General features: G+C 33.9%; 19 protein-coding genes and 1 pseudogene. 8 read left to right on the top strand and 12 right to left on the bottom strand.

The features are described from left to right. The 5 genes and pseudogenes from RB619_RS02985 to rpsF form a co-directional block, all read right to left on the bottom strand. Window positions 1–6,612 (bottom strand): annotated as a pseudogene (locus RB619_RS02985) (hypothetical protein); the annotation flags it as partial. A gap of 1,236 nt (window positions 6,613–7,848) precedes the next feature. After that, window positions 7,849–8,322 carry a DUF6495 family protein gene (locus RB619_RS02980; protein ID WP_308093956.1) on the bottom strand — a complete coding sequence of 158 codons (474 nt, stop codon included), beginning with the start codon at window positions 8,320–8,322 and terminating at the stop codon, window positions 7,849–7,851. Between the two features lie 147 nt (window positions 8,323–8,469). Continuing rightward, window positions 8,470–8,910: a 50S ribosomal protein L9 gene (gene rplI, locus RB619_RS02975; protein ID WP_089052249.1), complete on the bottom strand. Its 441-nt coding sequence runs from the start codon at window positions 8,908–8,910 to the stop codon at window positions 8,470–8,472. Between the two features lie 69 nt (window positions 8,911–8,979). Then, window positions 8,980–9,276 (bottom strand): 30S ribosomal protein S18, encoded by a 297-nt coding sequence (rpsR, locus tag RB619_RS02970; RefSeq protein ID WP_002987043.1) that lies wholly within the window; start codon window positions 9,274–9,276, stop codon window positions 8,980–8,982. 5 nt (window positions 9,277–9,281) lie between these two features. Continuing rightward, window positions 9,282–9,623, bottom strand: a complete 342-nt coding sequence (gene rpsF / locus RB619_RS02965) for a 30S ribosomal protein S6 (RefSeq protein ID WP_068842999.1) — start codon at window positions 9,621–9,623, stop codon at window positions 9,282–9,284. A 178-nt stretch (window positions 9,624–9,801) separates the two neighbouring features. Between rpsF and RB619_RS02960 the strand changes: the two genes are divergently transcribed. Then, entirely contained in the window at window positions 9,802–10,500 is a 699-nt protein-coding gene (locus RB619_RS02960; RefSeq protein ID WP_026729423.1) for a LytTR family DNA-binding domain-containing protein, read from the top strand. On the opposite strand, the gene priA is transcribed toward RB619_RS02960, so the two are convergent. The 5 genes from priA to nadC form a co-directional block, all read right to left on the bottom strand. After that, window positions 10,497–12,947 carry a primosomal protein N' gene (priA, locus tag RB619_RS02955; protein WP_308093949.1) on the bottom strand — a complete coding sequence of 817 codons (2,451 nt, stop codon included), beginning with the start codon at window positions 12,945–12,947 and terminating at the stop codon, window positions 10,497–10,499. The genes RB619_RS02960 and priA overlap by 4 nt on opposite strands. A gap of 26 nt (window positions 12,948–12,973) precedes the next feature. Then, the gene (bla-B1-FLAV, locus tag RB619_RS02950; RefSeq protein WP_308093947.1) at window positions 12,974–13,717 is read right to left on the bottom strand and encodes a subclass B1 metallo-beta-lactamase; all 744 of its coding nucleotides are present in this window, start codon (window positions 13,715–13,717) and stop codon (window positions 12,974–12,976) included. Window positions 13,718–13,733: 16 nt separating this feature from the next. Continuing rightward, window positions 13,734–14,159 (bottom strand): DUF2147 domain-containing protein, encoded by a 426-nt coding sequence (locus RB619_RS02945; RefSeq protein ID WP_308093945.1) that lies wholly within the window; start codon window positions 14,157–14,159, stop codon window positions 13,734–13,736. A 2-nt stretch (window positions 14,160–14,161) separates the two neighbouring features. Beyond that, window positions 14,162–15,085, bottom strand: coding sequence for a YihY/virulence factor BrkB family protein (locus RB619_RS02940; protein WP_133525853.1), 924 nt, complete (start codon window positions 15,083–15,085; stop codon window positions 14,162–14,164). A 98-nt stretch (window positions 15,086–15,183) separates the two neighbouring features. After that, window positions 15,184–16,041: a carboxylating nicotinate-nucleotide diphosphorylase gene (gene nadC / locus RB619_RS02935; protein WP_308093943.1), complete on the bottom strand. Its 858-nt coding sequence runs from the start codon at window positions 16,039–16,041 to the stop codon at window positions 15,184–15,186. 202 nt (window positions 16,042–16,243) lie between these two features. On the opposite strand from nadC, the gene RB619_RS02930 reads away from it, so the two are divergent. The 7 genes from RB619_RS02930 (at window position 16,244) to rlmH (ending at window position 21,775) form a co-directional block, all read left to right on the top strand. Next, entirely contained in the window at window positions 16,244–17,344 is a 1,101-nt protein-coding gene (locus RB619_RS02930; protein WP_308093940.1) for a DNA alkylation repair protein, read from the top strand. Between the two features lie 180 nt (window positions 17,345–17,524). After that, window positions 17,525–18,406: a pirin family protein gene (locus RB619_RS02925; RefSeq protein WP_142449299.1), complete on the top strand. Its 882-nt coding sequence runs from the start codon at window positions 17,525–17,527 to the stop codon at window positions 18,404–18,406. A 2-nt stretch (window positions 18,407–18,408) separates the two neighbouring features. Continuing rightward, on the top strand, window positions 18,409–18,804 hold the full coding sequence (locus tag RB619_RS02920) for an OsmC family protein (RefSeq protein ID WP_308093937.1): 396 nt from the start codon (window positions 18,409–18,411) through the stop codon (window positions 18,802–18,804). 5 nt (window positions 18,805–18,809) lie between these two features. Further along, the gene (locus RB619_RS02915) at window positions 18,810–19,094 is read left to right on the top strand and encodes a GNAT family N-acetyltransferase (RefSeq protein ID WP_308093935.1); all 285 of its coding nucleotides are present in this window, start codon (window positions 18,810–18,812) and stop codon (window positions 19,092–19,094) included. A gap of 234 nt (window positions 19,095–19,328) precedes the next feature. Then, the gene (locus tag RB619_RS02910; RefSeq protein ID WP_308093933.1) at window positions 19,329–20,744 is read left to right on the top strand and encodes an adenosine deaminase; all 1,416 of its coding nucleotides are present in this window, start codon (window positions 19,329–19,331) and stop codon (window positions 20,742–20,744) included. A gap of 161 nt (window positions 20,745–20,905) precedes the next feature. Further along, entirely contained in the window at window positions 20,906–21,208 is a 303-nt protein-coding gene (locus RB619_RS02905; RefSeq protein ID WP_308093931.1) for an antibiotic biosynthesis monooxygenase, read from the top strand. 93 nt (window positions 21,209–21,301) lie between these two features. Beyond that, on the top strand, window positions 21,302–21,775 hold the full coding sequence (rlmH, locus tag RB619_RS02900; protein WP_026729408.1) for a 23S rRNA (pseudouridine(1915)-N(3))-methyltransferase RlmH: 474 nt from the start codon (window positions 21,302–21,304) through the stop codon (window positions 21,773–21,775). A gap of 28 nt (window positions 21,776–21,803) precedes the next feature. Here the strand turns inward: rlmH and RB619_RS02895 are convergent, their stop codons facing one another. Together RB619_RS02895 and folP are read right to left on the bottom strand one after the other, a co-directional pair. Next, the gene (locus tag RB619_RS02895; RefSeq protein ID WP_308093925.1) at window positions 21,804–22,436 is read right to left on the bottom strand and encodes a hypothetical protein; all 633 of its coding nucleotides are present in this window, start codon (window positions 22,434–22,436) and stop codon (window positions 21,804–21,806) included. A 148-nt stretch (window positions 22,437–22,584) separates the two neighbouring features. Then, the gene (gene folP / locus RB619_RS02890; RefSeq protein ID WP_308093923.1) at window positions 22,585–23,409 is read right to left on the bottom strand and encodes a dihydropteroate synthase; all 825 of its coding nucleotides are present in this window, start codon (window positions 23,407–23,409) and stop codon (window positions 22,585–22,587) included. Window positions 23,410–23,474 lie beyond the last annotated feature (65 nt).

The following is a 23,474-nucleotide window of genomic DNA, read 5'->3' as shown; positions in this document are numbered from 1 at the left end:
TATTGCTCCGTAATAATCACCGCTCGCTAAAGCTGTTGTTGAAGCAATTGCTGTTCCGCCTGTTGAAGCTGTGTACCAAACCACATTTGCTTCATTTACTTGGATACTAGCAACCGTTGGCGCAGTAATTAAACAGAAATCTTGTGTATTATCTGTAGTTGTAGGTGTCAATGGGTCAGTTACACTGATATTAACAGCTAATCTTTGAGCACTTTCACAATTGGTTACGGGATCGTGAACTGTTGCATAATAAGTTCCTGTTGTTAAAGCCGTTGTTGATGGAATTACTGTTCCACCAGTTACAGCAGTGTACCAAACTATATTTGCTGGATTTGCAGTACTTACTTGAATACTTGCAAATGTTGGTGCATCAACTAAACAGAATTCCTGATCCGTATCTGTAATTGTAGGTGTTCCCGGATCATTTACTTTTATTGTAACTGCTAATCGAACCGAACTTTCGCAGCTTGTTAAAGGATCTTTAATTGATCCATAGTAAATTCCATCGGCCAAAGCAGTTGTTGGATCAATTGCTGTTCCACCTGTTGAAACGGAGTACCAAACCACATTTGCTTCATTTACTTGTATATTGGCAACAGTTGGCACATCGATTAAACAAAAATCTTGTGTATCATCTGTAGTCGTTGGAGTTCCTGGATCTGTAAGTGTTATAGTTCCTTCTTGAAGTGTTCCTGCTAAATTTTCACAAGTCGTATCGCTTGAAACTGCAACATAATAAGAAACTGGTCCCATTGCAAGTGTTAATCCTGAAACAGTTAATACTCCTGCTGAACTGATTGCATAAGTAATGCCACCATTAGTATCTCCATCTGCTATAGGCTGTGTTTTATTGGCATCAAGATACCAAGTAAATACAGGATTTGTCAAAGCTGCTGCAACTGGAGTTAAAGAAGCCGATAAATCGTGGCAAACTGTTACATCATCTACCGATAGATCATTTTGATCAGATGGTCTCAATATTGTAAAAGTTATTTGTTTTCTGTCACCTTCAGCAGTTTCACAATATTCATCTGAACTGAATCCAACAAAGTAAGTATAAGTTCCTGGCGTTAAACCAATAACCGTTAATGAAGGACCTGTTGCTCCTGCAACTGGCTGGCTGGTTGTTCCGTCAAATTTATACCAATGATAAACAGGATTTGTTATCGTTCCTGTAGCAGTTAATGTTGTAGCTAAAGTCACTGTTCCTGTTGGCGCACAAATTGTAGTCGAAGCTGCTCCGTTTAAAGTAATATCTGTCAAAAGATTTTCTGGACTAGATACTTTAACTTCAACTGTAACTTCTCCTCTTGTCATTGCTTCACAACCATAACGAACTGGCTGAATATAATATTTATATGTTCCTGCCGCTAAAGTAGACGGAATTGTGTATGTAGGCCCAGTTGCAACTATTGAACCTCCAGTAGGTGCATCATACCAAACATTAGTAGAACAAGCTTCTTCTGGAATTTGCAATGTTACATCACTTCCGGGACAGACCGTTACTTTATTAGTCGTTCCACCTCCAATGACCGATGTATTTGCTACACGTTCAACAGTATGAACTCTTAAGAATTCTAAAACTCCCGCTACTCCGCCAAAACGAATTCGTACTCTATCGTAAGATTCTGTTGGAGAAGAAACTAAAACCATCGCCATGGTATTGGCAGATAATAATTTTAGACTTAATAATGTACTTGTATTTTGAATCGGAGCCCCTACTGCAACGTTCCCTAAATAACGCTGAATAGTAAACCCGGTTAATAAATTAACATTCAAAAGAACTGCAGGTTTTGAAATTACAATTCTTAAAGTATCGCTCACTATAGAAGGCGTTTTAAACTGCACTGTTAAATCAGCCGCTGCAAGAGCGCCAACTCCACTGTACATTGTTGCATAAGTAGTAATATCATTATCAGCTACATTCCATGCATCGCTCACTCCTACAGTAGAAGTTAATGCTCCTACAGGAAGTCCTAAATCAGTCGTTCCGTAAAATATATCCTGAATGTCTCCTGGAGTACAAGTTGCAGTCGTAACCGATTTTTTATAATAAGCTTCATATACTTTTGTGTTTTGAGCAACACTCAAAACCGCTCCCGAAACAATTCTGATTCCATCATAATCTTGCGGACCCGCTGCATTTGAAGGAACAAATGTAAACTCATAAGCATTATCGCCTGGAAGAACATTCAATAATGCTCCTGAAACAGATTGCAATACTCCGATATCAACTCCAGCTTTTCTTCCAATGACTGAAACTCCCTGCGCAACGCCTAATCCGCTGTATTCAGAACCAAGCTTAACGGTTACTGGAGTTCCTTTTACAATATTTGTTGGCCAAGTTAAATCTTGCCAAGTTGTACCAATTCCTAAAAGTCCAACTCCTGTAGTGATAGTTGAGAATGTCTGAGGGTTTCCATCAACTGCGTTTGCTCCATTAGAAACACCTCCAGTTACAATTGAACTCCAACTTTGTGCATTCGCATATACTCTGTCAGTTAATGATTGACAATTGTCCGGATCTTTAACATTAATTGAAAGCGTTCCTGTTACTGAACAGCTTCCCAAAGTTGCTACAACTGTATAAGTATAAATTCCTGGAACATTCAGTGCGCCTGTTGTAAAAGGAGGTCCTGCCAATGCAACTCCCTGTGGATCATACCAAGCCAATGTACCGTTTGAAATCGCATTTAGCGTAACATTTGTACCTTGAGCTACAGATTGAGCAGGGTCAACTGTCAAGCTTGGCAACGGATTAACTGTCACTGTTACTGGCTGTTTTGCCGATGGACAATCATCTCCGTTGATTTGAGCCTGAATTGAGTAAGCACCACTAATTATTATGTTCATTGCCGCTTCATCTGTCATAACCACATCTGAAGGATCAAAAAATGTATAAGTTGTATTACCCGTTGTATCCAATGTGGTAATTGCATTTTTTAAGTTCGCACTTCCACAGGCAACTAATGGCGATGTTACAGCCAAAGTTGTAGAAGTTGCTGGGAAATTAACAACAACAGACTTCAACGTATTTGCTGCATTGTCACAGCTTGTTGCATTTCCGACAGCGATATAATATGTATAAGATGCGCCTGAAGCTAATCCGCTAATTGTTAGCGCTCCAGTTGATCCATCTTTTGAGAAAGTTACTCCTGTTTGTCCAGCAACTGTAGATCCTGTGATGATTTCTTGTGCTTTTGACTGGTCAGTGTAATATTTAAACTGTGCACCAGTTAAGCCAGAAGTTGGAGCCAAAACAGCCGTTCCAGCACAAGACGATACTATTGGACTTGCGATAGTAATATCTGCCTCAACTGATAAAGGCAATACGGTTACTGTTACTGGCTGGCGAACACTGTTTATACAAGTTCCACCACGAACAGCTTCAATATAATATGTTTTTGACGCAGTTAAATTACCTGTGTCATAAGTAGCTGTATTTGTTGCCAAAGCTGTACCTCCGCTGGCAACATCATACCAATTGATTGTATCACCAGCTGTAGTTGATGCGGTTAAAAGTGTAGATGTACCTGAACAAATTGGCGAAGATGCACCTGTAATAGTAGCTTCTTTATATCTGAACGAAGCGCCATAGATATCTAAATTAGTAAGCAACGTTGCGATTCCGCCTAATCGAATTTCTACAGCCGTAAAATCACCAGCTGCCACAAAGCTTGCTTTAAAACGTTCTCCTCCTAATAATTGAACATTTACTAATGCTCCAATATTATTTAGATCACCATTTGGTGTTCCTCCATTATAACTTCTTAAAGTTATATAGGATAGAGCACTAACATCAGCAATGCCGCCTGGAATTCCTAATTCAACATCTATAATATCTCCTGCTTTTCCTGAAGTTGAAAAAGTAAGCATTTGTTGCATATAATCATCAACTAATCCTACCGGAACTGAAAGTCTCGCAAAATTTGTGTCATCGGCATCAACAGAAAAGCCATCATTAGCAGACGAACAAAGAAGACAACCTGTCAATCCTCCTCTTGAAGTTACCTGCGAAATTGCTCGTAAACAAGAAGTAATTGGTGTCACAGGCGTTACTACAACATTTATTACTGCTCTTGATGCGCTAACACAATTTGAAGTGCTTCTTGCTTCAATATAAAATGATTTATCTGCTGTTAAAGCTGGGCTTGGCGTATAACTCGGATTGTCTGTCACTAAGGCTGTTCCTCCTGTTGCAACATCGTACCAGTCATAAGCGACACCTGCAATCGGGTTTGAAACTTGTAAAGTAACAACTTGTCCTGAAGGAATAATTACTGTTGAAGAAGCCACAGTTGGTACTGCAGGCGACGGATTAACAGTAACAGATGCTTGCGTACGTGTTGGACTAGAACAACTTCCAATTACTGATTCAACATAATAATTTGTTGAACCTGTTAAAACTGGTGTTGAAAAAGAAGTTCCTGTAGACAATAAATTTCCACCCGTTGCGGCATCGTACCAATTATAAGTTGTTCCCGCAACTGGAGACTGAATAGTAATGGTTGCCGACTTTCCTTCACAAATAGTTAAAGAACCTGCCGTAAGTGTTGCAGCAACCGGATTGTTAACTGTTATTGGTACTGCAAAACGTACACTGTTTACACAGCCATTTCTAGTAATTTCAGCCCAATATGTTGTATCAGCTGTTAAATTTGGTGTAACAAAAGCTGCAGTACCTGCCAGTGAAGTACCGCCTGTGGCTGCAGAATACCAATTAACGGTTTCTCCAACAGCAAGGCCTGCAGTTAGTGTTGTATTTTGTCCACTGCAAATAATTTTATTTCCAGTAACATTTGGATCGCTATATCTATAACTTGCTTGATAAATATCTAAACTTGTCAATACTGAAGCTAAACCGCCTAAGCGAACCTCCACTCGGTCAAAATTTGCACCTGCAGTGATACTTGCTCTAAAACGATTTCCTCCTAATAATTGAACACTTACTAAATTATTTATAGAAATTCTATCATTATTAAAAGTTGCTCCATTATATGTCGCTAAACTGATATAATTCAATACACTTAAATCAAGGACGCCACCAGGCAATTCTAATTCAACATCTATAATATCACCAGCTTTTCCTGGATTATTAAATTGCAATGTTTGCTGAATCCATCCGTTTATTAAACCAACTGGCACAGTCAAACGTGCTGCTGTTGAAATATCTCCATCAACAGAATTGTCTGGATTTGTACTGCTGCACAATAAGCAAATTCCGTTTAAACTTGTTTGTTGGCTGTTTGCCAGTAAACACCCACCTAGTGGAGTAGTAATTACATTTACAGTAATTGGAACTCTTGAAGCGCTTACACAACCTCCTGCTGCACTTTGCGTTTCTACGTAGTAGGTTTTTGATGAAGTTAATATAGGTGTTGTAAAAGTTGAAGTATTTGTTGCAATAGCTGTACCGCCCGTTGCAACATCGTACCAATTTAGTGTTACACCTGCTTCAGATGTTGTTGCGCTCAAAGTGGCATTTTGACCTGATTGAATCGTTACACTTTGCGTCAATGCAGAAGCCGCCGCAGGAACTGGATTAGAGACTACATCGACTTGAGCTCTAGTTGGACTTATACAGCTTCCTATAACAGCTTCTACGTAAAAACTAGTTGTTCCAACAGGAACTGTTGGAGAATAGGAATTTCCAGAAGCTAATATTGTACCGCCACTTGACGTTGAATACCAATTGTAAGTTGTACCCGGAATTGGGTTAATTAAAGACAATGTAGTTTGCTGCGTCGCACCGCTCGAACATACTGCGGTTCCAGAAGTGCTAATTGCAGGTGCCACAGGATTAGAAACATTAACCACAACCGGTACACGATTATTTCCTTCACAACCTCCTACTCGAGTTACTCCAATATAATATGTAGTGTTTGCAGTTAAGCTAGGAGTTACATATGAATTTCCTGTAGCTAATGCTGTTGTAGAAGATGCTGAATTATACCACGCTAATGTTGTTCCCGCAACAGGTGTCGCGGTTAACGTCGTTGAAGTTCCAGAACAAATCGTCTGATTCAAACCTCCTGTAACGGTAGGTTTTGCAAAATCTAGACGAACGTCGTAAATTCTTAAGTTTACAAGAAGGCTTAAAAGTCCGCCAACTTGAATTTGTACTTGATTTGCATCACCTGGAACTGTATATCTCACTTCTCCAATAGCATTGCCTGATAATAAACTTAAATTCAAAACTGGACTGTTAAGCGCCACTCTTGGACCCACGTCTGTACCAGAAAGCTTAGTCTGAATGGAGACATTAGATAGCAGTCCAACATCAAGCAAACCATTTCCTGTACCTAAATAAAGTACAATTTCATCTCCAGCTCTTACGGTCTGGTTCAATGTCATGGTCTCTTCGACCATACAAAGGAGTCCGACTGCATTTTGCAGAGTTGCATAAGTCGTTAGGCCCGGATCATTATCATAGGCCAAAGTAGGACTGTTTACATCTAAGCCTATACACAATAAGCCCGCCTGACTATTAGTTTGTGACACTGGTCGACAAACAGTCTGTGCAAAAGCATTACTGCATAATAGAAATAAAAATAATAGCCCTAATAATCTCTTCTCAATGTAGAGATCACAAAAAGTAAAATTTTTTTTCATAATTTGGAAGATTAGAAAATGGACAATAAAATACCTGTTGCGATAAGCACGTATGCTTAGGCAATTTTAAAAAACATTAATACTCAAATAGTTAAAATGAAATTTAAAACATTTGGGGCCGAACTTTAAATCTTCATTTCATTAAAAAAAATAAATTCTGCGATACATATTCATGTATACTAAAGAGTGCTTTTACCCATCAAGAATAAAACCCCTCGAAACGTTTAGGAAATATTGATCTGGACCAATCTTCCTGACGAAGTGATTTGTTTGAAACATAATTTTCATAAAAGAAAATTTTAACGTTATGTAAGGGGGGGGTAATTTTAAATTTTTTACTGGTTCAATATCAAAAGTAGCTGATTAGACTATCTAAGATTTTTATTTAGAAAATACTAAAAATTGAAACAGTTATATAATTAAATAATCAATATCGGATCTATCAAAATAACAAACACGATAAAGCATTATTCATTAACAAAGCCGCCGATTGGGGTTTGAAAATAAACTAATGCAAGAATTATATTTTTGGAATGAATTTAAAATTGGATTAAAAGAAATTTGACGAACAAATCTTAACGCATTAAAGGAGCCAAAAAATAAAATAAAAATAACTTGAACACTTAATGCAAACTTGATAATGAGAGTAATTGTCAATTCCATATACAGGCTAATTAAGTTACTTAAAAAAACTTGATAAATCTATTATTTATCTTCTACCTAAACATTAAACAAAACAATAGTAAAAATATAAAGAAACAACTGTTATATAAAAAACCAACCTGTTTTGTTTAACATTTCTATTTCAAAAATATAGAAAATAAAAACAAAATACAATCAAATAATTTTATTTTTTTTCTAAGGCAGCAACAGAAAAAAGGGTCAAATCACGCCAAAACATAGGAAAAAACCGCATTTTAAATGCAAAACCGTAACTATATAATGAGTGTAAAAATAACGTTTGTTTTGTGTTAAATTTTATTTTTTAAAGTATTATCTTACAATAATTTAATTTCAATCGATTGAATTTTAACATTAAAACAAATCAAAGCCCCAAAACCCGTAATCTTATAACGAAAATCACAAAATTATGAGAATTAAGAAATAAACACGTAAAACTACTTGGTTTAAAAAATAATAAAGATTAAACAAATGTTAAAAAAATACAAAAAGATTAAACAATCTAAACCAAGTTTGTTTAATCTTTTACTAGTATTTAAAAATAAAAAAGTTTGTTTAAGATTCGATAATACTATTGATCTGTTTAAACAATTGTCCATCACTTAAAAAAGCTCCCTGCTGAATCAATTCAAAAATAGAAGCATTACGATCTTCCGTGAACACTTTCTTACCTACTTTCATTTCAATAGTTTCAGTAAACATATTGTCGCTTAGCCATTGCAAACCTTCCTGGGTTAAAAAATCCGTTTCAGGAACTAATGATTTCAATACAATTGACTGTACATGAGTTTCAAAACATTGAAACAAGAAAATATGATTCTTTGAGAAATGCTCTAAGAATTCAGCTCTAGACAAAACACCTTCCCATATCAAATCTGAAAAAACATCTAATTCTTGTTCAGCAACTTCCGGTTTATTTTCTTTAAGAGAATCCCACTCTGCTTTATCAATTGCCTGAGTAGCTAAAAAGCTGGCAAATTCAGCATGTAACTCATCAAATTGTTCTTTTGTTAATCTTGCGTATTTCATTTTATTTTAGGCTTTATGCTTTACGTTGCAAGCTTTAAGCAATACGCTATAAACTACCAACCATAAGTCTAATTGTTATTAATCAATATATTATTAAACAAAAAAATCCCGATTTTCATCGGGATTTTTGTATAGTTTTTAAAACTATTACTTTTCAGCAACAATTTCGTAAGCTAATTCAACGATTACATCTCTGTGTAAACGAACTGAAGCATTGTATTTTCCAGTACGTTTAACGATACCACTAGTGATGAATTTTCTATCGATAGCATTTCCAGATTTCTCTAAAGCCTCAGCGATATCAATATTCGTGATAGAACCAAAAAGTTTCTCTCCACCAGCTTTTGCTGTAAGTTTAATTTCAAGAGCTTTTAAAGTTTCAGCTAATGCTTTAGCATCAGCAACAACTTTAGCTTCTTTATGTGCTCTTTGTTTTAGGTTTTCAGCTAAAACTTTTTTAGCAGAAGGAGTTGCTAAAGTAGCAAAACCTTGAGGAATTAAAAAGTTACGACCGTAACCAGGTTTTACAGATACTACATCATCTTTAAATCCTAAGTTTTGTACGTCTTGTTTTAAAATAATTTCCATGTTGTTGTCCTTATATTTTAGAAGTTAGGTTCTGATAAACAGAAACCAGCGACTAGATTTTTTTTTATACTATTTTAATAAATCGGCCACGTATGGCATTAAAGCTAAGTGACGAGCTCTTTTTACAGCTACAGAAACTTTTCTTTGGTATTTTAATGAAGTTCCAGTTAAACGACGAGGAAGAATTTTTCCTTGCTCATTTACGAATTTCAATAAGAAATCAGCATCTTTATAATCGATGTATTTGATTCCTGATTTTTTGAAACGGCAATACTTTTTAGTTTTGTTAGTTTCAATGTTTAAAGGCGTTAAATATCTGATATCTCCGTCTTTTTTTCCTTTTGCAGATTGCTCAATTGTAGACATAATAATTACGCTTTAGTAGATTTTAATTTAGCTCTTCTTCTCTCCGCCCATGAAATAGCATGTTTGTCTAAACTTACAGTTAAGAAACGCATAACTCTTTCGTCACGTCTAAATTCAGTTTCAAAAGCTAAAAGAACTTCTCCAGCTACTTTGAATTCGAATAAATGGTAAAAACCACTTTTTTTGTTTTGGATTTCGTAAGCCATTTTTTTAAGACCCCAATCCTCTTTCGATACCATTTCAGCTCCTCTACTAGTAAGAAATTCTTCAAATTTCGTTACTGTTTCCTTCACCTGAACCTCAGATAAAACGGGATTTAAAATGAAAACAGTTTCATAATGATTCATAAATACAATATTTATTTGTTAAAATTGGGTGCAAAAGTAATGATTAATTTTAAACAAACAATACTTTTTTGCTTTTATTCGTCATACTGCAAAAAATATATGCTCAGTTTAGGTTTTTTTACAAAAAAAATAATACTTTTACTAATGCTATCCTGAATTTATTCTAAATTTAAATGTTATGAAACTAAACTGTGTTGTTGTAGATGATAGTTCTATACAGAGGACCATTATTGCAAAATTAGTTAATAATCACCCTGGTTTGCACTTAATCGGGGATTTTTCTAATGCAATAGAAGCAAAAAGCTGTATCTCTTTAAATAATATCGATTTAATATTTCTAGATATTGAAATGCCAGTTATTAACGGTTTTGACTTCCTTGACGGACTAAAATCAAAACCGCAAATTATATTTATTACTTCTAAAGCAGAGTATGCTTTAAAAGCTTTTGATTATGATGCCACCGATTATCTGCAAAAACCAATTGCAGTCGATCGATTCAATGCTTCTGTTAAAAGGGCAATCGACATGCATTTGCTTAAAAAAGAAGTAAAAGAAGAAGAGGGCGAACATATTTTCATTAAAAGTAACCTTAAAAAACTAAAAATCTTTACTGCCAAAATCAAATGGATTGAAGCATTTGGAGATTATGTTAGAGTGGTTACAGAAGATGACAGCAATTTGGTACTTTCAACAATGAAATCGTTTGAAAATGATTTATCAAAAGATAAATTTATTCGTGTGCACAAGTCCTATATTATTAATATTGATAAGGTAGAACGCTTCAATAGTAAATTTGCAGAAATTGGAATCACTAAAATTCCGTTAAGCCGAAACAAAAAAGAAGATTTAGTTAAAGCATTATCTACTTCGTCTTAATAAAAATCGACATTCACAACAACTTTTATAGCTCTGTATTGAGCAACAGCTTCAAAACTATTCAGCATTTTCTGAATAGTTTTTTTTGTGTTTCCTAAATGCAGATTTTGCGGAATCTTAATTAATATAGTTCTGATATATTCATTTCTGATTCGGCTTATAGCTGGTTCTTCCGGCCCTAAAACCGGCATATTCAAATTTTGGCTCAAAACCTGATACAACCACATTGAACCTTCTTTCAGCTTATCAAAATCTTTATGCTTGATAGTAAGTTTTATAATCCTGAAATAAGGCGGATATTTATAAATTTGTCGATCGTATAATTGCTCCTTATACATACCTATATAATTATGATTCGTAACCTGCTGAATGGTATTATGATTTGGATTGTATGTCTGAATCACAACTTTACCTTGTTTTTCAGACCTTCCGGCTCTTCCTGCAACCTGCGTCATCATCTGAAAACTGCGCTCAAAAGCTCTAAAATCCGGATGATGAAGCATATTATCGGCATTCATAATTCCGACAAGACTCACATTATCAAAATCCAAACCTTTAGCCAGCATTTGTGTTCCGACTAAAATATCAATTTCTCTATTTTTGAAAGTATCGATGATTTTTTCGAAACCAAATTTCCCTCGTGTTGTATCCTGATCCATTCTTGCTGTTTTGGCTTTTGGAAAAAGAGAAACAAGCTCCTGCTCTATTTGCTCCGTTCCAAAACCTTTTGTAGTCAAATCGATACTGGAACAACTATGACAATGCGTTGGTTTTGCAATCGAATATCCACAATAATGACAACGCAATTGGTTTTTAAATTTATGGAATGTCAAACTCACATCGCATTGTTGACAATGAGGCACGTGTCCGCAAGTCAAACATTCTATTACAGGAGAATATCCTCTTCTGTTTTGAAACAAAATTACTTGTTCACCCAAAGACAACGCTTCAGCAATTTCTTCAATTAAAAGATCACTAAAATGCCCCGTCATTCTTTTTCTGAAATGCTTGTCTTTCAAATCAACCAAAACAACTTCAGGCATGCGAACATTTTTATAACGTTCTGTAAGCGTTACTAAACCGTATTTATCATTTTGTGTATTAAAATACGTTTCAATACTAGGAGTTGCCGATCCTAACAAAACTTTGGCATTATGAAAATTAGCCAAAACTACCGCACTGTCTCTCGCATGATATCTTGGCGCAGGATCTGTTTGTTTAAAAGTCTGTTCATGTTCTTCATCAACAATTAATAATCCTAAATCATTAAAAGGCAAAAACAAAGCCGACCTTGCTCCTATTACAATTTGTGCTTTTGGTGAATTTTCCAAGGTTTGTTTCCAAACTTCAACTCTTTCATTATTGCTGTATTTAGAATGAAAAACCGCCACTTTATCACCAAAATGAAGCCTCAAACGAGAAACTAATTGAGTAGTCAGTGCAATTTCAGGAAGCAAATACAAAATCTGTTTTCCGGTCTGCAAATATTCTTCAATTAATTTAATGTAGATTTCTGTTTTTCCGCTTGACGTAACACCGTGAAGCAGGCAAACTTCATTTACTAATAAACTATTTTTAATTTCATTGAAAGCAGTCTCTTGAGCATCGCTTAATTGCAATTGCTTTTCTGAAGCTTTTCCATCAAAAGAAACGCGATCGTGCTGTAAATAATACTCTTCGAAGATTTCTTTTTCTATCAAAGCTTTTACAACTGCCGATGTCACATTCGAAACTTCCGTAAGTTTTTTTACTGTAATAGGCTTTTTTTCTGAAGCTGAAAGCTGAAAATAAGCTAAAACAATTTCTTTCTGTTTATTAGCATTTTTCAAAACGTCAAGCAATTCCCCCAAACCTTGATCTGTTTCGTATTGAGAATGTAATTTTACGTAACGAACCAATTTCGGCTTGTAACTTTCTTTTATTTCTTCTTCTAAAACAATAATATCTTTTGCCATTAATTTCTGAAGAATCGGCAGAATATTTTTTTTATTTAAAATTGAAATTATGTCTTGAACTTTGAGGGAACTTTGATGTTGTAAAGCTTCATAAATCAAAAACTCATCATCTGAAAGTTCAGAATCATTTACAATAGTTTCAGGTTTATTCGAAATTATAGTTTCACTTTCTAATAATAATCCAGTCGGAAAAGCACCTCGATATACATCGCCAATTCCGCACATATAATAATTCGCAACCCAAAGCCAATGTTTAATTTGTATCTCGGTTGCAATTGGTTTTTCATCTAAAATCTGATTGATTTCTTTAGCCTCGTACAAATTTGGCTCGTTTTGATGCAAATCAATAACCAATGCCGTGTAAATTTTGCTTTTACCAAATGGCACTGCAACCCGCATTCCTTTTTTAATAAAATGGAATTCAGCCTCAGAAACACGATACGTAAAAGTTTTAGCTAAAGAAAGCGGTAAAACAACTTCGACAAAAAACATGGAGATAAATTATATGATTTGTAAAATTACTTTTTTTCCGAAGTTTTGGCTAAATATTCATCAACCAATTTCAAAGTATGGTTTAAAGATTCAATATTTTTCCAATCGTCATGCCCCGGAATAATATACTTTGGATTCTTAAACTTTGACTTCACTTTTTCAATTGATTTCTTCCATTCTTTCACATCAGCATCACCTAAATAACCAAGATCCTGAGCATCGGCACTTTTTACAAAACAGCCTCCATAAAGTATTTTTTCTTTATCAAACCAAACTACAATATTGTCTGGTGCATGACCTTTTCCCGGATAGTACACTTCAAAAGTATACTGGCCAACTGTATACGTTTTGTCATTTGGAGTTATAAATTCAGCCCTAGGTTCGTTTTTCTTTTTTAGAATATCGTCAGTCAATTTAATTGAATACGTTTTAATTCCTTTTTTTCTGTAAAAGTCAAAACCTCCCGCACGGTCTTCATGCGAGTGTGTAGCAAAAAGCATTATCACATCTTTATTATGTTTAGCTTTTATTGAATCTAATAAAGGTTGAAATTGTGTTTGATCCCACGGAGCATCAAACAAAACAACGCCTTTATCTGTAACAAGATACATGGCATTGGCAGAAATCAGCGTTCCTTTATAATCATGAAACGTTTTATAAACATAAAAGTCACCCTTAAGATGACTTATTTGTAATGGCGAATTCTTAGATTGTCCAAAGCTATTTGCAGTTAAAACTAAGAATAAAATTATCGAAGCTAATTTTCGCATGTATTTTTTGAATTAATTATTTCACTCGTGTCCAGTATTGTGTTCTTCCCATGATAGAAACCCCAACGTAACCACGAACTTTTAATTTATCAGCAGAATCTAATTCGATATAACATTTGTATTTTTTTCCGTTTGTTGGGTCTAAAATTGTTCCTCCGTTATATTCTGAACCGTCTTTTTTAAGTCCGTTGATAATGATCATTCCTAGAATTGGCTTGTTTTTTTCTGCTCCATCACATTTTGAACAAACGTCTTTTTTGTGGTTCTCACGAAGTATTTCTACGACTTTCCCGTAAACTTTTCCTGATTTTTCGTAAACTTCTACGACTGATTTTGCTTCTCCGGTTTCGTCGTCAATTGTTTTCCATTTTCCAATTACACTTTGACTTTGCATGGTCAGGGCAAAGAAGAACACTCCGATAGTTAGCATCAAATTTTTCATACTTATTTATTTTTTTTTTGTTTTAATTTTCTGATTGTAGCGTTCAATTCGAACCCTAAAAGCAGAATCATACAGTTTATCCAAATGTAAAACATTAGAATTAATAATGTCCCAATTGAACCATAAAGTTCGTTATATTTTGAAAATTTTATAACCCAAATCCCAAAAAAGAACGAAGATATAACAATTAAGACCGTTGTAAAAACAGATCCAATGCTTATAAAAGGCACTTTATTGTACTGTTTTGTACCATAACGCAATAATATTGAAGATGTTATCAAAATCATTAAAACAACAAACAAATATCGGCCCAAAATAATCAACGGAATTCTATCACTAAGCACATCCTGAATGATTGTTTTTTGAATAAATACCTCAAAAACGACAATTGTAGCTACCGTTACAAACAATATTATAGTCATTACAAGCGAAATCGCCAGCGCCACTAGATATTGATGCAAAAATCCACGTTTATCAAATACATGTTTGGAAGATTCAAAACCACTTAATATGCCGTTAATTCCATTTGCCATTAAGAATATTGACAGAAAAAAACCGGTCGATAATAATCCCGAATGACTATTATTTAAAATATCACTGATAATTTTACTGATGGCATCGTACGTATTTGGAGGAACTCCTTGCTGTACAAACTGCAGAAAATCATCCTGAAAATTATCAATCGGGATAAACGGAATTAAGTTTAAAATAAATAAAGCAAACGGAAATAAAGCCATAAAAAAGCTAAAAGAAACCGCACTCGCATGATAAGAAAATGCACCGTCAATAATTCCGATGACGTACATTTCGATCAAATCATACAGCGAAAAACCTTCCAGCCAAGGCAATTTTATTTTCTTTAAAAGTCGGGCTAAAGAGCGCACCACAGGCAGTTTCTCAATCCGAGCTTCTATCTCTTGCGACATATTTTTTTAGATTTTAGACCTTTTAGATCGTTAGACTTCTTAGACTTTCAATACCAACAATTGATAATTAATAATTAATAATTAACAATTTATAATTATTAAAACGCTTTTAAGCTCAAATCCATATTATAAACAGAATGCGTCAAAGCTCCAGAAGAAATATAATTTACTCCGCAAAGACCGTACCCGCGAATGGTTTTTTCGTTGATATTTCCTGAAGATTCTGTCTGGCATTTTTTACCAATTAAATCCACAGCTTTTTTAGTATCTTCATAATTAAAGTTATCGATCAAAATTCTGTGCACACCGTCGCTTAACAAAATCTCACGAATTTCGTCAAGATTTCTAGCTTCAACAATAATCTTTAAATCTAAATTATTGGCTTTTAAAAACTCTTTTGTTTTCTTTATTGCAAGTGTAATTCCGCCAGCAAAATCAATATGATTATCTTTCAACATAATCATATCATACAACGCATAACGGTGATTTTCGCCTCCACCAATTTTTACTGCCCATTTTTCGGCCACTCTAAAATTTGGGGTTGTTTTTCGTGTATCTAATATTTTAGCGCCAGTTCCGTCTAAAAGTTGCATCAAATGATTTGTTTTTGTTGCAATAGCCGACATACGTTGCATGGTATTCAAAACCACTCTTTCCGATTTTAAAATCGACTGAGAACTTCCCGAAACTTCAAAAACGACATCTCCGTATTCTACATGCGTTCCGTCTTCGATAAAAGTCTTTATTTTTAATTTTGGGTCAACAAATTCGAAAATCATTTTCGCCAAGGCAACACCCGCAATAATTCCCTGATCTTTTACCAATAATTTCGCCTGACCGTGAGCCGTATCTGGAATACAAGCCAACGAACTGTAATCGCCCGGGCCAACATCTTCTCTTATGGCATTGCTTATCAAAAGTTGTAATTCTGCCTGAAATTGCGCTTCGCTTATCATTTTTCTGTTTTTAATAATATGCTAAATTAGGATATATTTTATGGATTTGAAAGTTTACTTAACATGAAAAAATTTTCAAAACATTAAAGTTTTCTTTTTTAACCATTAAGATATTCAGAAAAAAAAGTTACAATTCTTAACAAAACTTACTCCGTTAATAAGCATTCAATTAAATATCTTTGAGGTTCATTTAAACAAAATCATGGGATTAATTAAAGATATTTATTCGGTTTCTTTTTACGAAAAATTTGGTCAGGCTGTCGCCGAAGTACATCCAATATTCAATAAACAAAAATTTATTGAAGCCATTTACGAAGGCGATTTTGCACAAAAAGAATGGAAAGAAAGAATGAAACATACAACAGTTGTGTTTCACCAATTTATGCCTCAAAATTTTCCAGAAGCTGTTTCTTTGATTGATAAAATCATCGAAAATCTGAAGAAAAATAACTTTACAGACAGCAATCTGGCTTTCATCTTTTTTGCTGATTATATCGAAATATACGGTTTAGACGATTTTAAAACTTCGGCAAAAGCTTTTGTTTCTATCACACAGTTTATAAGCTGTGAATTTGCTGTTCGTCCTTTTATTTTAAAGTATAAAGAAAAAATGATTGACGAAATGGTAAAGTGGTCTTTACATGAAAATCATCATGTTCGAAGATTAGCCAGCGAAGGTTCTCGCCCGAGATTACCGTGGGCAATAGCGATTCCGTTTCTTAAAAAAGACCCAACTTCTATTCTTCCAATTTTAGAAAATTTAAAAAATGATTCTTCAGAATATGTTCGCAGAAGTGTGGCAAATAATTTAAATGATATTGTTAAAGACAATCCAGAAATTGTATTAGAAATTGCTAATAGATGGAAAGGGCACACAAAAGAAACTGATGCAATTATAAAACACGGATGCCGAACTTTATTAAAACAAGGCCATCCTGAAATTTTAAGTCATTATGGTTTAGAAAGCACCAATATTGAACTTTCTTCTTTTGAAATTAAAACACCAATTGTAAAAATTGGTGATTATTTACAGTTTCAATTTCACTTAAATAATAAAAATGAAGAAGCAAAAACAATTCGTTTAGAATATGCGGTTCATTATAAAAAAGCAAAAGGACATTTGGCGAAAAAAGTCTTTAAAATCAGTGAGAAAATTTATCATCCGAATCAATTGACTAAAGTTGAAAGAAATCAATCTTTTAAATTGATTACGACGAGAGTTTTTCATACTGGAATTCATCAATTATCGATTATTATTAATGGAACAGAAAGTGAAGTTTTGGAATTTGAGTTGATAAATTAAAAATAAACACAAATTTCACAGATTGGCACGAATGAATTTGTGAAATTTGTGCAATTCGTGTTCTATTTTATTTCTTATTTTTATAGTTACAATTTCAAAAACAACTTTTCTTAATCTAAATTAAGTTACAGATTTCTATCACAACTGTAATTTTGTTTTCAAATCAAATCAAAATACCACATGTCAAATATCAGTTTAATTATCGAAGAACGCTCAGCCAATATTGGCAATTTTATGGTTGGACGTTTATTGCCTTTCCGTGAAAAAAGAGCCGTAGGACCATTTGTATTTATCGATCATATGGGACCTGCACATTTAAGTGATCACGAAAATATGGACGTTCCGCCACATCCGCATATCGGACTTTCAACATTGACATTTTTGTTTGAAGGAAGCATTATGCACCGTGATAGTTTAGGAACCGAATTAGAAATAAAACCCGGCGCCGTAAACTGGATGACAGCCGGAAAAGGAATTGTACATTCTGAAAGAACACCAGAATATTTAAGACATTCAGACAAAATGCTTCACGGATTACAGATTTGGGTTGCGCTTCCAAAAGAATTAGAGCAAATGGATCCTAATTTTACGCACGTTGAAGCTGATGATATTCCGGCTTGGGAAGAAGATGGCGTTTCATACAAATTAATAGCTGGAGAAGCTTTCGGAAAAAAATCACCAGTTCCTGTTTATAGTCCGCTTTATTTTATTGAAATTAAAAGCAAAGAAGCTAAGAAAATCAATATTGGAAGCCATTTATTCGGCGAAAGTGGTTTGTATATTTTAGAAGGAAGTATTAAAAATGGCGAACATGTTTATGATCCGAGACAAATTTTAATTACAACTGAAGCTTCTCTTTGTGAGTTTGAAATCTCAGAAAACTCTACCGTTTACATCTTTGGCGGACAGCCTTTTCCTGAAGAACATTTTATCTTTTGGAACTTTGTTTCTTCGGATAAAGAATTAATCGAAAAAGCAAAAAAAGACTGGACAGAACAAACCTTCCCGAAAGTTCCAGGTGAAACCGAATTCGTTCCATTACCTGAACCAAGAATTAAATAATTATGGATACAATTTCAGCAAAAATAGATACGCGTTTGTATCGCACGGAAATTACTTCTGCAAGCGGAAATATTTTAATTTTAGACGAACCACAGGAATTGGGTGGAAAAAATTTAGGATTAAATCCTACTGAACTTTTGGCTTCATCATTAGCATCTTGCACATTAATTACTTTAAGAATGTACATTAATCGCAAGCAATGGAATGTCGAAGAAATCAATATCAAAATTGATTTTGAAAGAGATTCAGAGCGAAATTGCACCTCATTTACCAGAAGAATTGAAGTAATCGGCGAAGTTGACGAAACGCAAAGACAAAGATTAGAAACGATTGCAAACAGCTGTCCGATTCATAAAACACTAACACATTCAATCGAGATTAAAACCACATTAATATAATTACAATGGAAATTCAACAAATAAACGATACAAGAAGAGGCTATTTTGAAGCAATTGAAGACGGAAAAGAAGCTGGAAAAATGACCTATACTTGGGCAGGAGATTCAAAATTTATTATCGACCATACAGAAGTTAGTCCAGAATTTAATGGAAAAGGTGTTGGTAAAAAATTAGTTATGGCTTCGGTAGAATATGCAAGAGCAAACAACTTAAAAATTATTCCGCTTTGTCCTTTTGCAAAAAGCGTTTTTGATAAGGTTGAAGAAATTCGTGATGTACTTTTTTCTTGAGCTTCTAAGATACTGAGGTGCTAAGATTCTAAGTTTTTTTAACCGCAAAGTGCACAAAGAATTACGCAAAGTTCGCAAAGTTTTTTTATACAAAGCTTTGCGAACTTTGCGTTTATATTGAATTTAGCATATGAAAAAAACCTTGCGTACCTTGCGGTTAAATCAACGTAACGAAATTCAATTTTCAAATCTCTCCGAAAACTCGTATATTTGCATGTAATTTAAACTTAGAGTATGACAAGGATAATTACGCTTTTCTGTATTTTTATAGCACAAATCGGCTTTTCTCAAACTGCTGAAAGTTATTTAGAAAAAATCAGAAATAATGAAGCTCTCTTAACAGCTTTTTTTCAACAAATGCCAAAAGGAGGCGATTTACACCACCATTTTTCAGGATCAATTTACGCAGAACCACTTTTAGAAAGAGCCATTTCTGAGAATTTTTATTTGAATTTAGAAAACTTAGCAGTTTCAAAAACAAAACCTGCAAAAGGAAACTGGGAAAGCTTCTCCTCTCTTAAAGAAAAAGGAAAATTAGAGTATTATGAACAGCAAATTATGCAGACTTGGTCGATCAAAGATTACAATGGATCTGTACCGTCTGACGATCAGTTTTTTGATTCGTTTATGAAATTCGAACCAACTATTCCAGGGCATTTTGCAGAAGGAATGCTCGAATTGAAAAAGCGCGCCATTGCCGAAAATGTTTCTTACATCGAAACACAATTATCTACCATTCCGTGTGATATGAATGTTTCAGATTTAACTGATTTTAATGTAAAACTTCGTCAAGCATCAACGCAGAAAGATGAAAAAGCAGTTTTGAAACTTTTAGATGAATTGTATAAATCGCTTCAGAAAAAAGAGGCTAAAAAATACGCCGAAGATTTCAATACCAATTTCTTAGCAAAACTTCACAAAGACTTAAAAATTGATGACGACAAATTTACAATGCGTTATCAAAACTTTGTTTTGCGTTTTATGGAACCGGTAGATTTATTCAAAAATCTGGTAATTGCTTTTATTTCGTCAAGCGAAAGTAAATTGACTGCGGGTGTGAACATTGTTTCTCCTGAACACGGACAAACTTCCATGAAAGATTATTGGCTTCATATGGTAATGTTTAAATACTGTCATGATAAATTTCCGAATGTAAAATATACACTTCACGCGGGTGAACTGACTTTAGGATTGGTTCAGCCAGAAGATTTAACGTGGCATATTAACGACGCTATTTATATTGCCGGAGCCAATAGAATTGGCCATGGAGTTGATATTGCTTACGAGGCAAATTCGTATGATTTATTGAAACATATGTCAACAAATAATATTCCGATTGAGATTAATTTAACGAGCAACGAATTCATTTTGAAAGTAAAAGAAAACAGACATCCGTTTACGCTTTACAAAGAATTCAATGTGCCAATTGTAATCAGCACAGACGACGCAGGAATTTTAAGAAGCAATATGACGCAGCAATATGTTTTATTGGCTAAAAGATATCAGGATGTTTCATATGCGACTATAAAACAATATGTTTATAACAGCATTAATTACAGTTTTATTCAGGATGAATCGGTTAAAAAACAATTGATTAAAGATTTAGATAGTCGTTTTAAAATTTTTGAAGCGAAGTTTTCTAAAAACTAATCTGTACGAGATTGCACGCAGATTTAAACAGATTTAAGCTGATAAACGCAGATTTTTTATACCAAAATATTAAAAATAAAATCTGTTGAATTCGCTAAATCTGCGAGAGTATATTTTTTCCCGCAGATTTAGCAGATCAAGCAGATAAAATTCATTTAATTATGATTCTTGAAGCAGTATATCTTTTTATAAAACCAGAATTAGCATCAACATTTGAAGCTGATTTTGCAAAAGCAAGTCAATACATTTCATCAATAAATGGTTATTTAGGACATCGTTTGGAAAAATGTATCGAAGTCGAGAATAAATATCTTTTATTGGTGGATTGGAATACACTTGAAGATCATACAATAGGTTTTAGAACTTCTGAAGCCTATTTAGAATGGAAAAAGATTTTACATCATTATTACGAACCTTTTCCTGTTGTAGAACATTTTGAAACGGTTTTTGAGAATAAAAAATAGAATTAAAATTAGCCCACAGATTATGCGGATTAAACTGATTAACACTGATAAATTTGTGGAAATTTGTGGAATTTGTGCCGAAAAAAAAATCATATGAACATCAAACTAATCGCAATAGGCAAAACAGATAATAAATCGCTTCAGACTTTGATTGACGATTATACCAAACGTTTGTCGTTTTACATCAAATTTGATTTGGAGATTATTCCAGATATCAAAAATGTAAAGAATTTGTCTGAAAGTCAGCAGAAAGAAAAAGAAGGCGAATTGATTCTGTCCAAACTTTCAGCAACTGATCAATTGATTTTATTGGATGAAAACGGAAAAAACTTTTCCAGCGTTGGTTTTTCAGAAGAATTGCAAAAGAAAATGAATTCAGGTGTAAAGACTTTAGTTTTCGTAATTGGTGGTCCTTATGGATTTTCTGAAACGGTTTATAAAAAAGCACAAGGAAAAGTTTCGCTTTCGCTGATGACATTTTCACACCAAATGGTTCGTTTATTTTTTATCGAACAATTGTATCGCGGGTTTACTATTTTACGCAATGAACCTTATCATCATCAATAAAATTAGTATTCAGTTTTTAGTGTTCAGTTTAAAAGACGAATTCTTCATTTGCTAAATTCAGTGAAGGGATTGGAAATTTTAATGTTCCAATGAAAATTTCATTATCAATATAACTTCCGTAATCTAAATCTTTATTAAAACAAAACATATACTTGTTCGGTTTATCACTATCTAAGCCATCTAAATAATTCTGTAATTCTTCCCTTTTAACTGGTATACCTTTTACTAAAACTGAATTATCTTTTTTGAAATAAACTATTACTCCAAATTTAGGTTTCTCCATTTTATAATACACTTTCGTGAAAGGCAAAAAAGCTAAATTCTTCCCGATTGAATCAGCGTAGGAATAATAGTTTTCGGCATTTTCATTTTTATGTGCGCTATCGGCTCGCTTTTTATCCTGCAATTTCATTACTTCCGGAATTACCAATTTTAAAGGCAAACGTTTGTCAATATTGAAAATCCAATTCGTTGAGATGATGCTATTTTTTCTATTTACATCTGCAATTGTATCTTTTCCTTCCGTTTTGAAGAAGATATAAATTGGCGAATGATCCTGAACGTCTTTTACAATTGTTACGTTTGATTTTGGAAGTAAAACGTCCTTTTTTTCTCCGCAAGAGAAAAAAAGGAAAGTGATGATTATGGTAACGTATTTCATTTTTATTTGTTTTTAAAAACACAAAGTATGTCATTTCGACGAAGGAGAAATCACACTAGTAATTCTCCAAAGAGAATCGCCAATCTTTGTCGAGCTTCGAGTGTGATTTCTCCTTCGTCGAAATGACAAAACCAAGCGAATATTTCTATTATAAACTCAATTTATTATACAAAGCCACACATTCCACTGCTTCTTTAACATCATGCACACGAAGAATTTTAGCGCCTTTCGTCAAAGCAATAGTATTTAAAAAAGTTGTTCCGTTTAAAGCTTCTTGTGGCGTAATGTCAAGGGTTTTATAAATCATCGATTTTCTGGAAATACCCGCTAAAACAGGTAATTCCAAAAGATTAAAAAGTTCCATTTTCTGCATCACTTCATAATTCTGATCGGTAGTTTTAGCGAAACCGAAACCTGGATCTAAAATCAAATCGTTGATTCCTAAACTTCTTGCTTTTTTTACTTTTTCAGAAAAATAGAAGAGCATTTCTTTTACAATATCATCATACTGTGTCAAACTCTGCATCGTCTGCGGATTACCTCGCATGTGCATCATAATGTACGGAACGTTATATTTTGCAATAACATCAAACATTTTATCGTCAAGTTCTCCAGCCGAAATATCATTTATAATCGTTGCACCACTTTCTATGCTTGCTTTTGCAACTTCTGCCCTGAAAGTATCAATCGATAATAACGCTTCTGGAAAATGCTTTAAAATTAATTTGATGGCTGGAACAATTCGCTCAATTTCTTCTTGCTCCGAAACAAATTCGGCGCTTGGTTTGCTTGAGTAAGCACCAATATCAATAAATGTTGCGCCTTCAGAAATCATTTTATCAACCTGAGAAATAATCTCGTCTTCGTTTTTATATTTTCCTCCATCAAAGAAAGAATTTGGCGTAACATTCAAAATTCCCATTACTTTAGGAATCGATAAATCTATAAGTTCGCCTTTGCAGTTAATCAGCATTTTGTTTCAAGTTTTATTTGTTTCAAGTTTCAAGTTCACGCAGATTGCGTAAGTTCAAGAACTTG

The sequence above is a fragment of the Flavobacterium sp. LHD-80 genome, from assembly GCF_030929605.1.
GTDB lineage: Bacteria > Bacteroidota > Bacteroidia > Flavobacteriales > Flavobacteriaceae > Flavobacterium.
This window is presented reverse-complemented; position numbering and strand designations above follow the sequence as displayed.

Bases quoted from the DNA above. Each gene is read 5' to 3' on its own strand.
- RB619_RS02945 (WP_308093945.1), bottom strand. From the start codon at position 14,159: ATGAAAAATTTGATGCTAACTATCGGAGTGTTCTTCTTTGCCCTGACC.
- RB619_RS02910 (WP_308093933.1), top strand. From the start codon at position 19,329: ATGACAAGGATAATTACGCTTTTCTGTATTTTTATAGCACAAATCGGC.
- nadC (WP_308093943.1), bottom strand. From the start codon at position 16,041: ATGATAAGCGAAGCGCAATTTCAGGCAGAATTACAACTTTTGATAAGC.
- rpsF (WP_068842999.1), bottom strand. From the start codon at position 9,623: ATGAATCATTATGAAACTGTTTTCATTTTAAATCCCGTTTTATCTGAG.
- folP (WP_308093923.1), bottom strand. From the start codon at position 23,409: ATGCTGATTAACTGCAAAGGCGAACTTATAGATTTATCGATTCCTAAA.
- bla-B1-FLAV (WP_308093947.1), bottom strand. From the start codon at position 13,717: ATGCGAAAATTAGCTTCGATAATTTTATTCTTAGTTTTAACTGCAAAT.
- RB619_RS02980 (WP_308093956.1), bottom strand. From the start codon at position 8,322: ATGAAATACGCAAGATTAACAAAAGAACAATTTGATGAGTTACATGCT.
- RB619_RS02940 (WP_133525853.1), bottom strand. From the start codon at position 15,085: ATGTCGCAAGAGATAGAAGCTCGGATTGAGAAACTGCCTGTGGTGCGC.
- rlmH (WP_026729408.1), top strand. From the start codon at position 21,302: ATGAACATCAAACTAATCGCAATAGGCAAAACAGATAATAAATCGCTT.
- rpsR (WP_002987043.1), bottom strand. From the start codon at position 9,276: ATGTCTACAATTGAGCAATCTGCAAAAGGAAAAAAAGACGGAGATATC.
- RB619_RS02905 (WP_308093931.1), top strand. From the start codon at position 20,906: ATGATTCTTGAAGCAGTATATCTTTTTATAAAACCAGAATTAGCATCA.
- rplI (WP_089052249.1), bottom strand. From the start codon at position 8,910: ATGGAAATTATTTTAAAACAAGACGTACAAAACTTAGGATTTAAAGAT.
- RB619_RS02960 (WP_026729423.1), top strand. From the start codon at position 9,802: ATGAAACTAAACTGTGTTGTTGTAGATGATAGTTCTATACAGAGGACC.
- priA (WP_308093949.1), bottom strand. From the start codon at position 12,947: ATGTTTTTTGTCGAAGTTGTTTTACCGCTTTCTTTAGCTAAAACTTTT.
- RB619_RS02895 (WP_308093925.1), bottom strand. From the start codon at position 22,436: ATGAAATACGTTACCATAATCATCACTTTCCTTTTTTTCTCTTGCGGA.
- RB619_RS02920 (WP_308093937.1), top strand. From the start codon at position 18,409: ATGGATACAATTTCAGCAAAAATAGATACGCGTTTGTATCGCACGGAA.
- RB619_RS02925 (WP_142449299.1), top strand. From the start codon at position 17,525: ATGTCAAATATCAGTTTAATTATCGAAGAACGCTCAGCCAATATTGGC.
- RB619_RS02915 (WP_308093935.1), top strand. From the start codon at position 18,810: ATGGAAATTCAACAAATAAACGATACAAGAAGAGGCTATTTTGAAGCA.
- RB619_RS02930 (WP_308093940.1), top strand. From the start codon at position 16,244: ATGGGATTAATTAAAGATATTTATTCGGTTTCTTTTTACGAAAAATTT.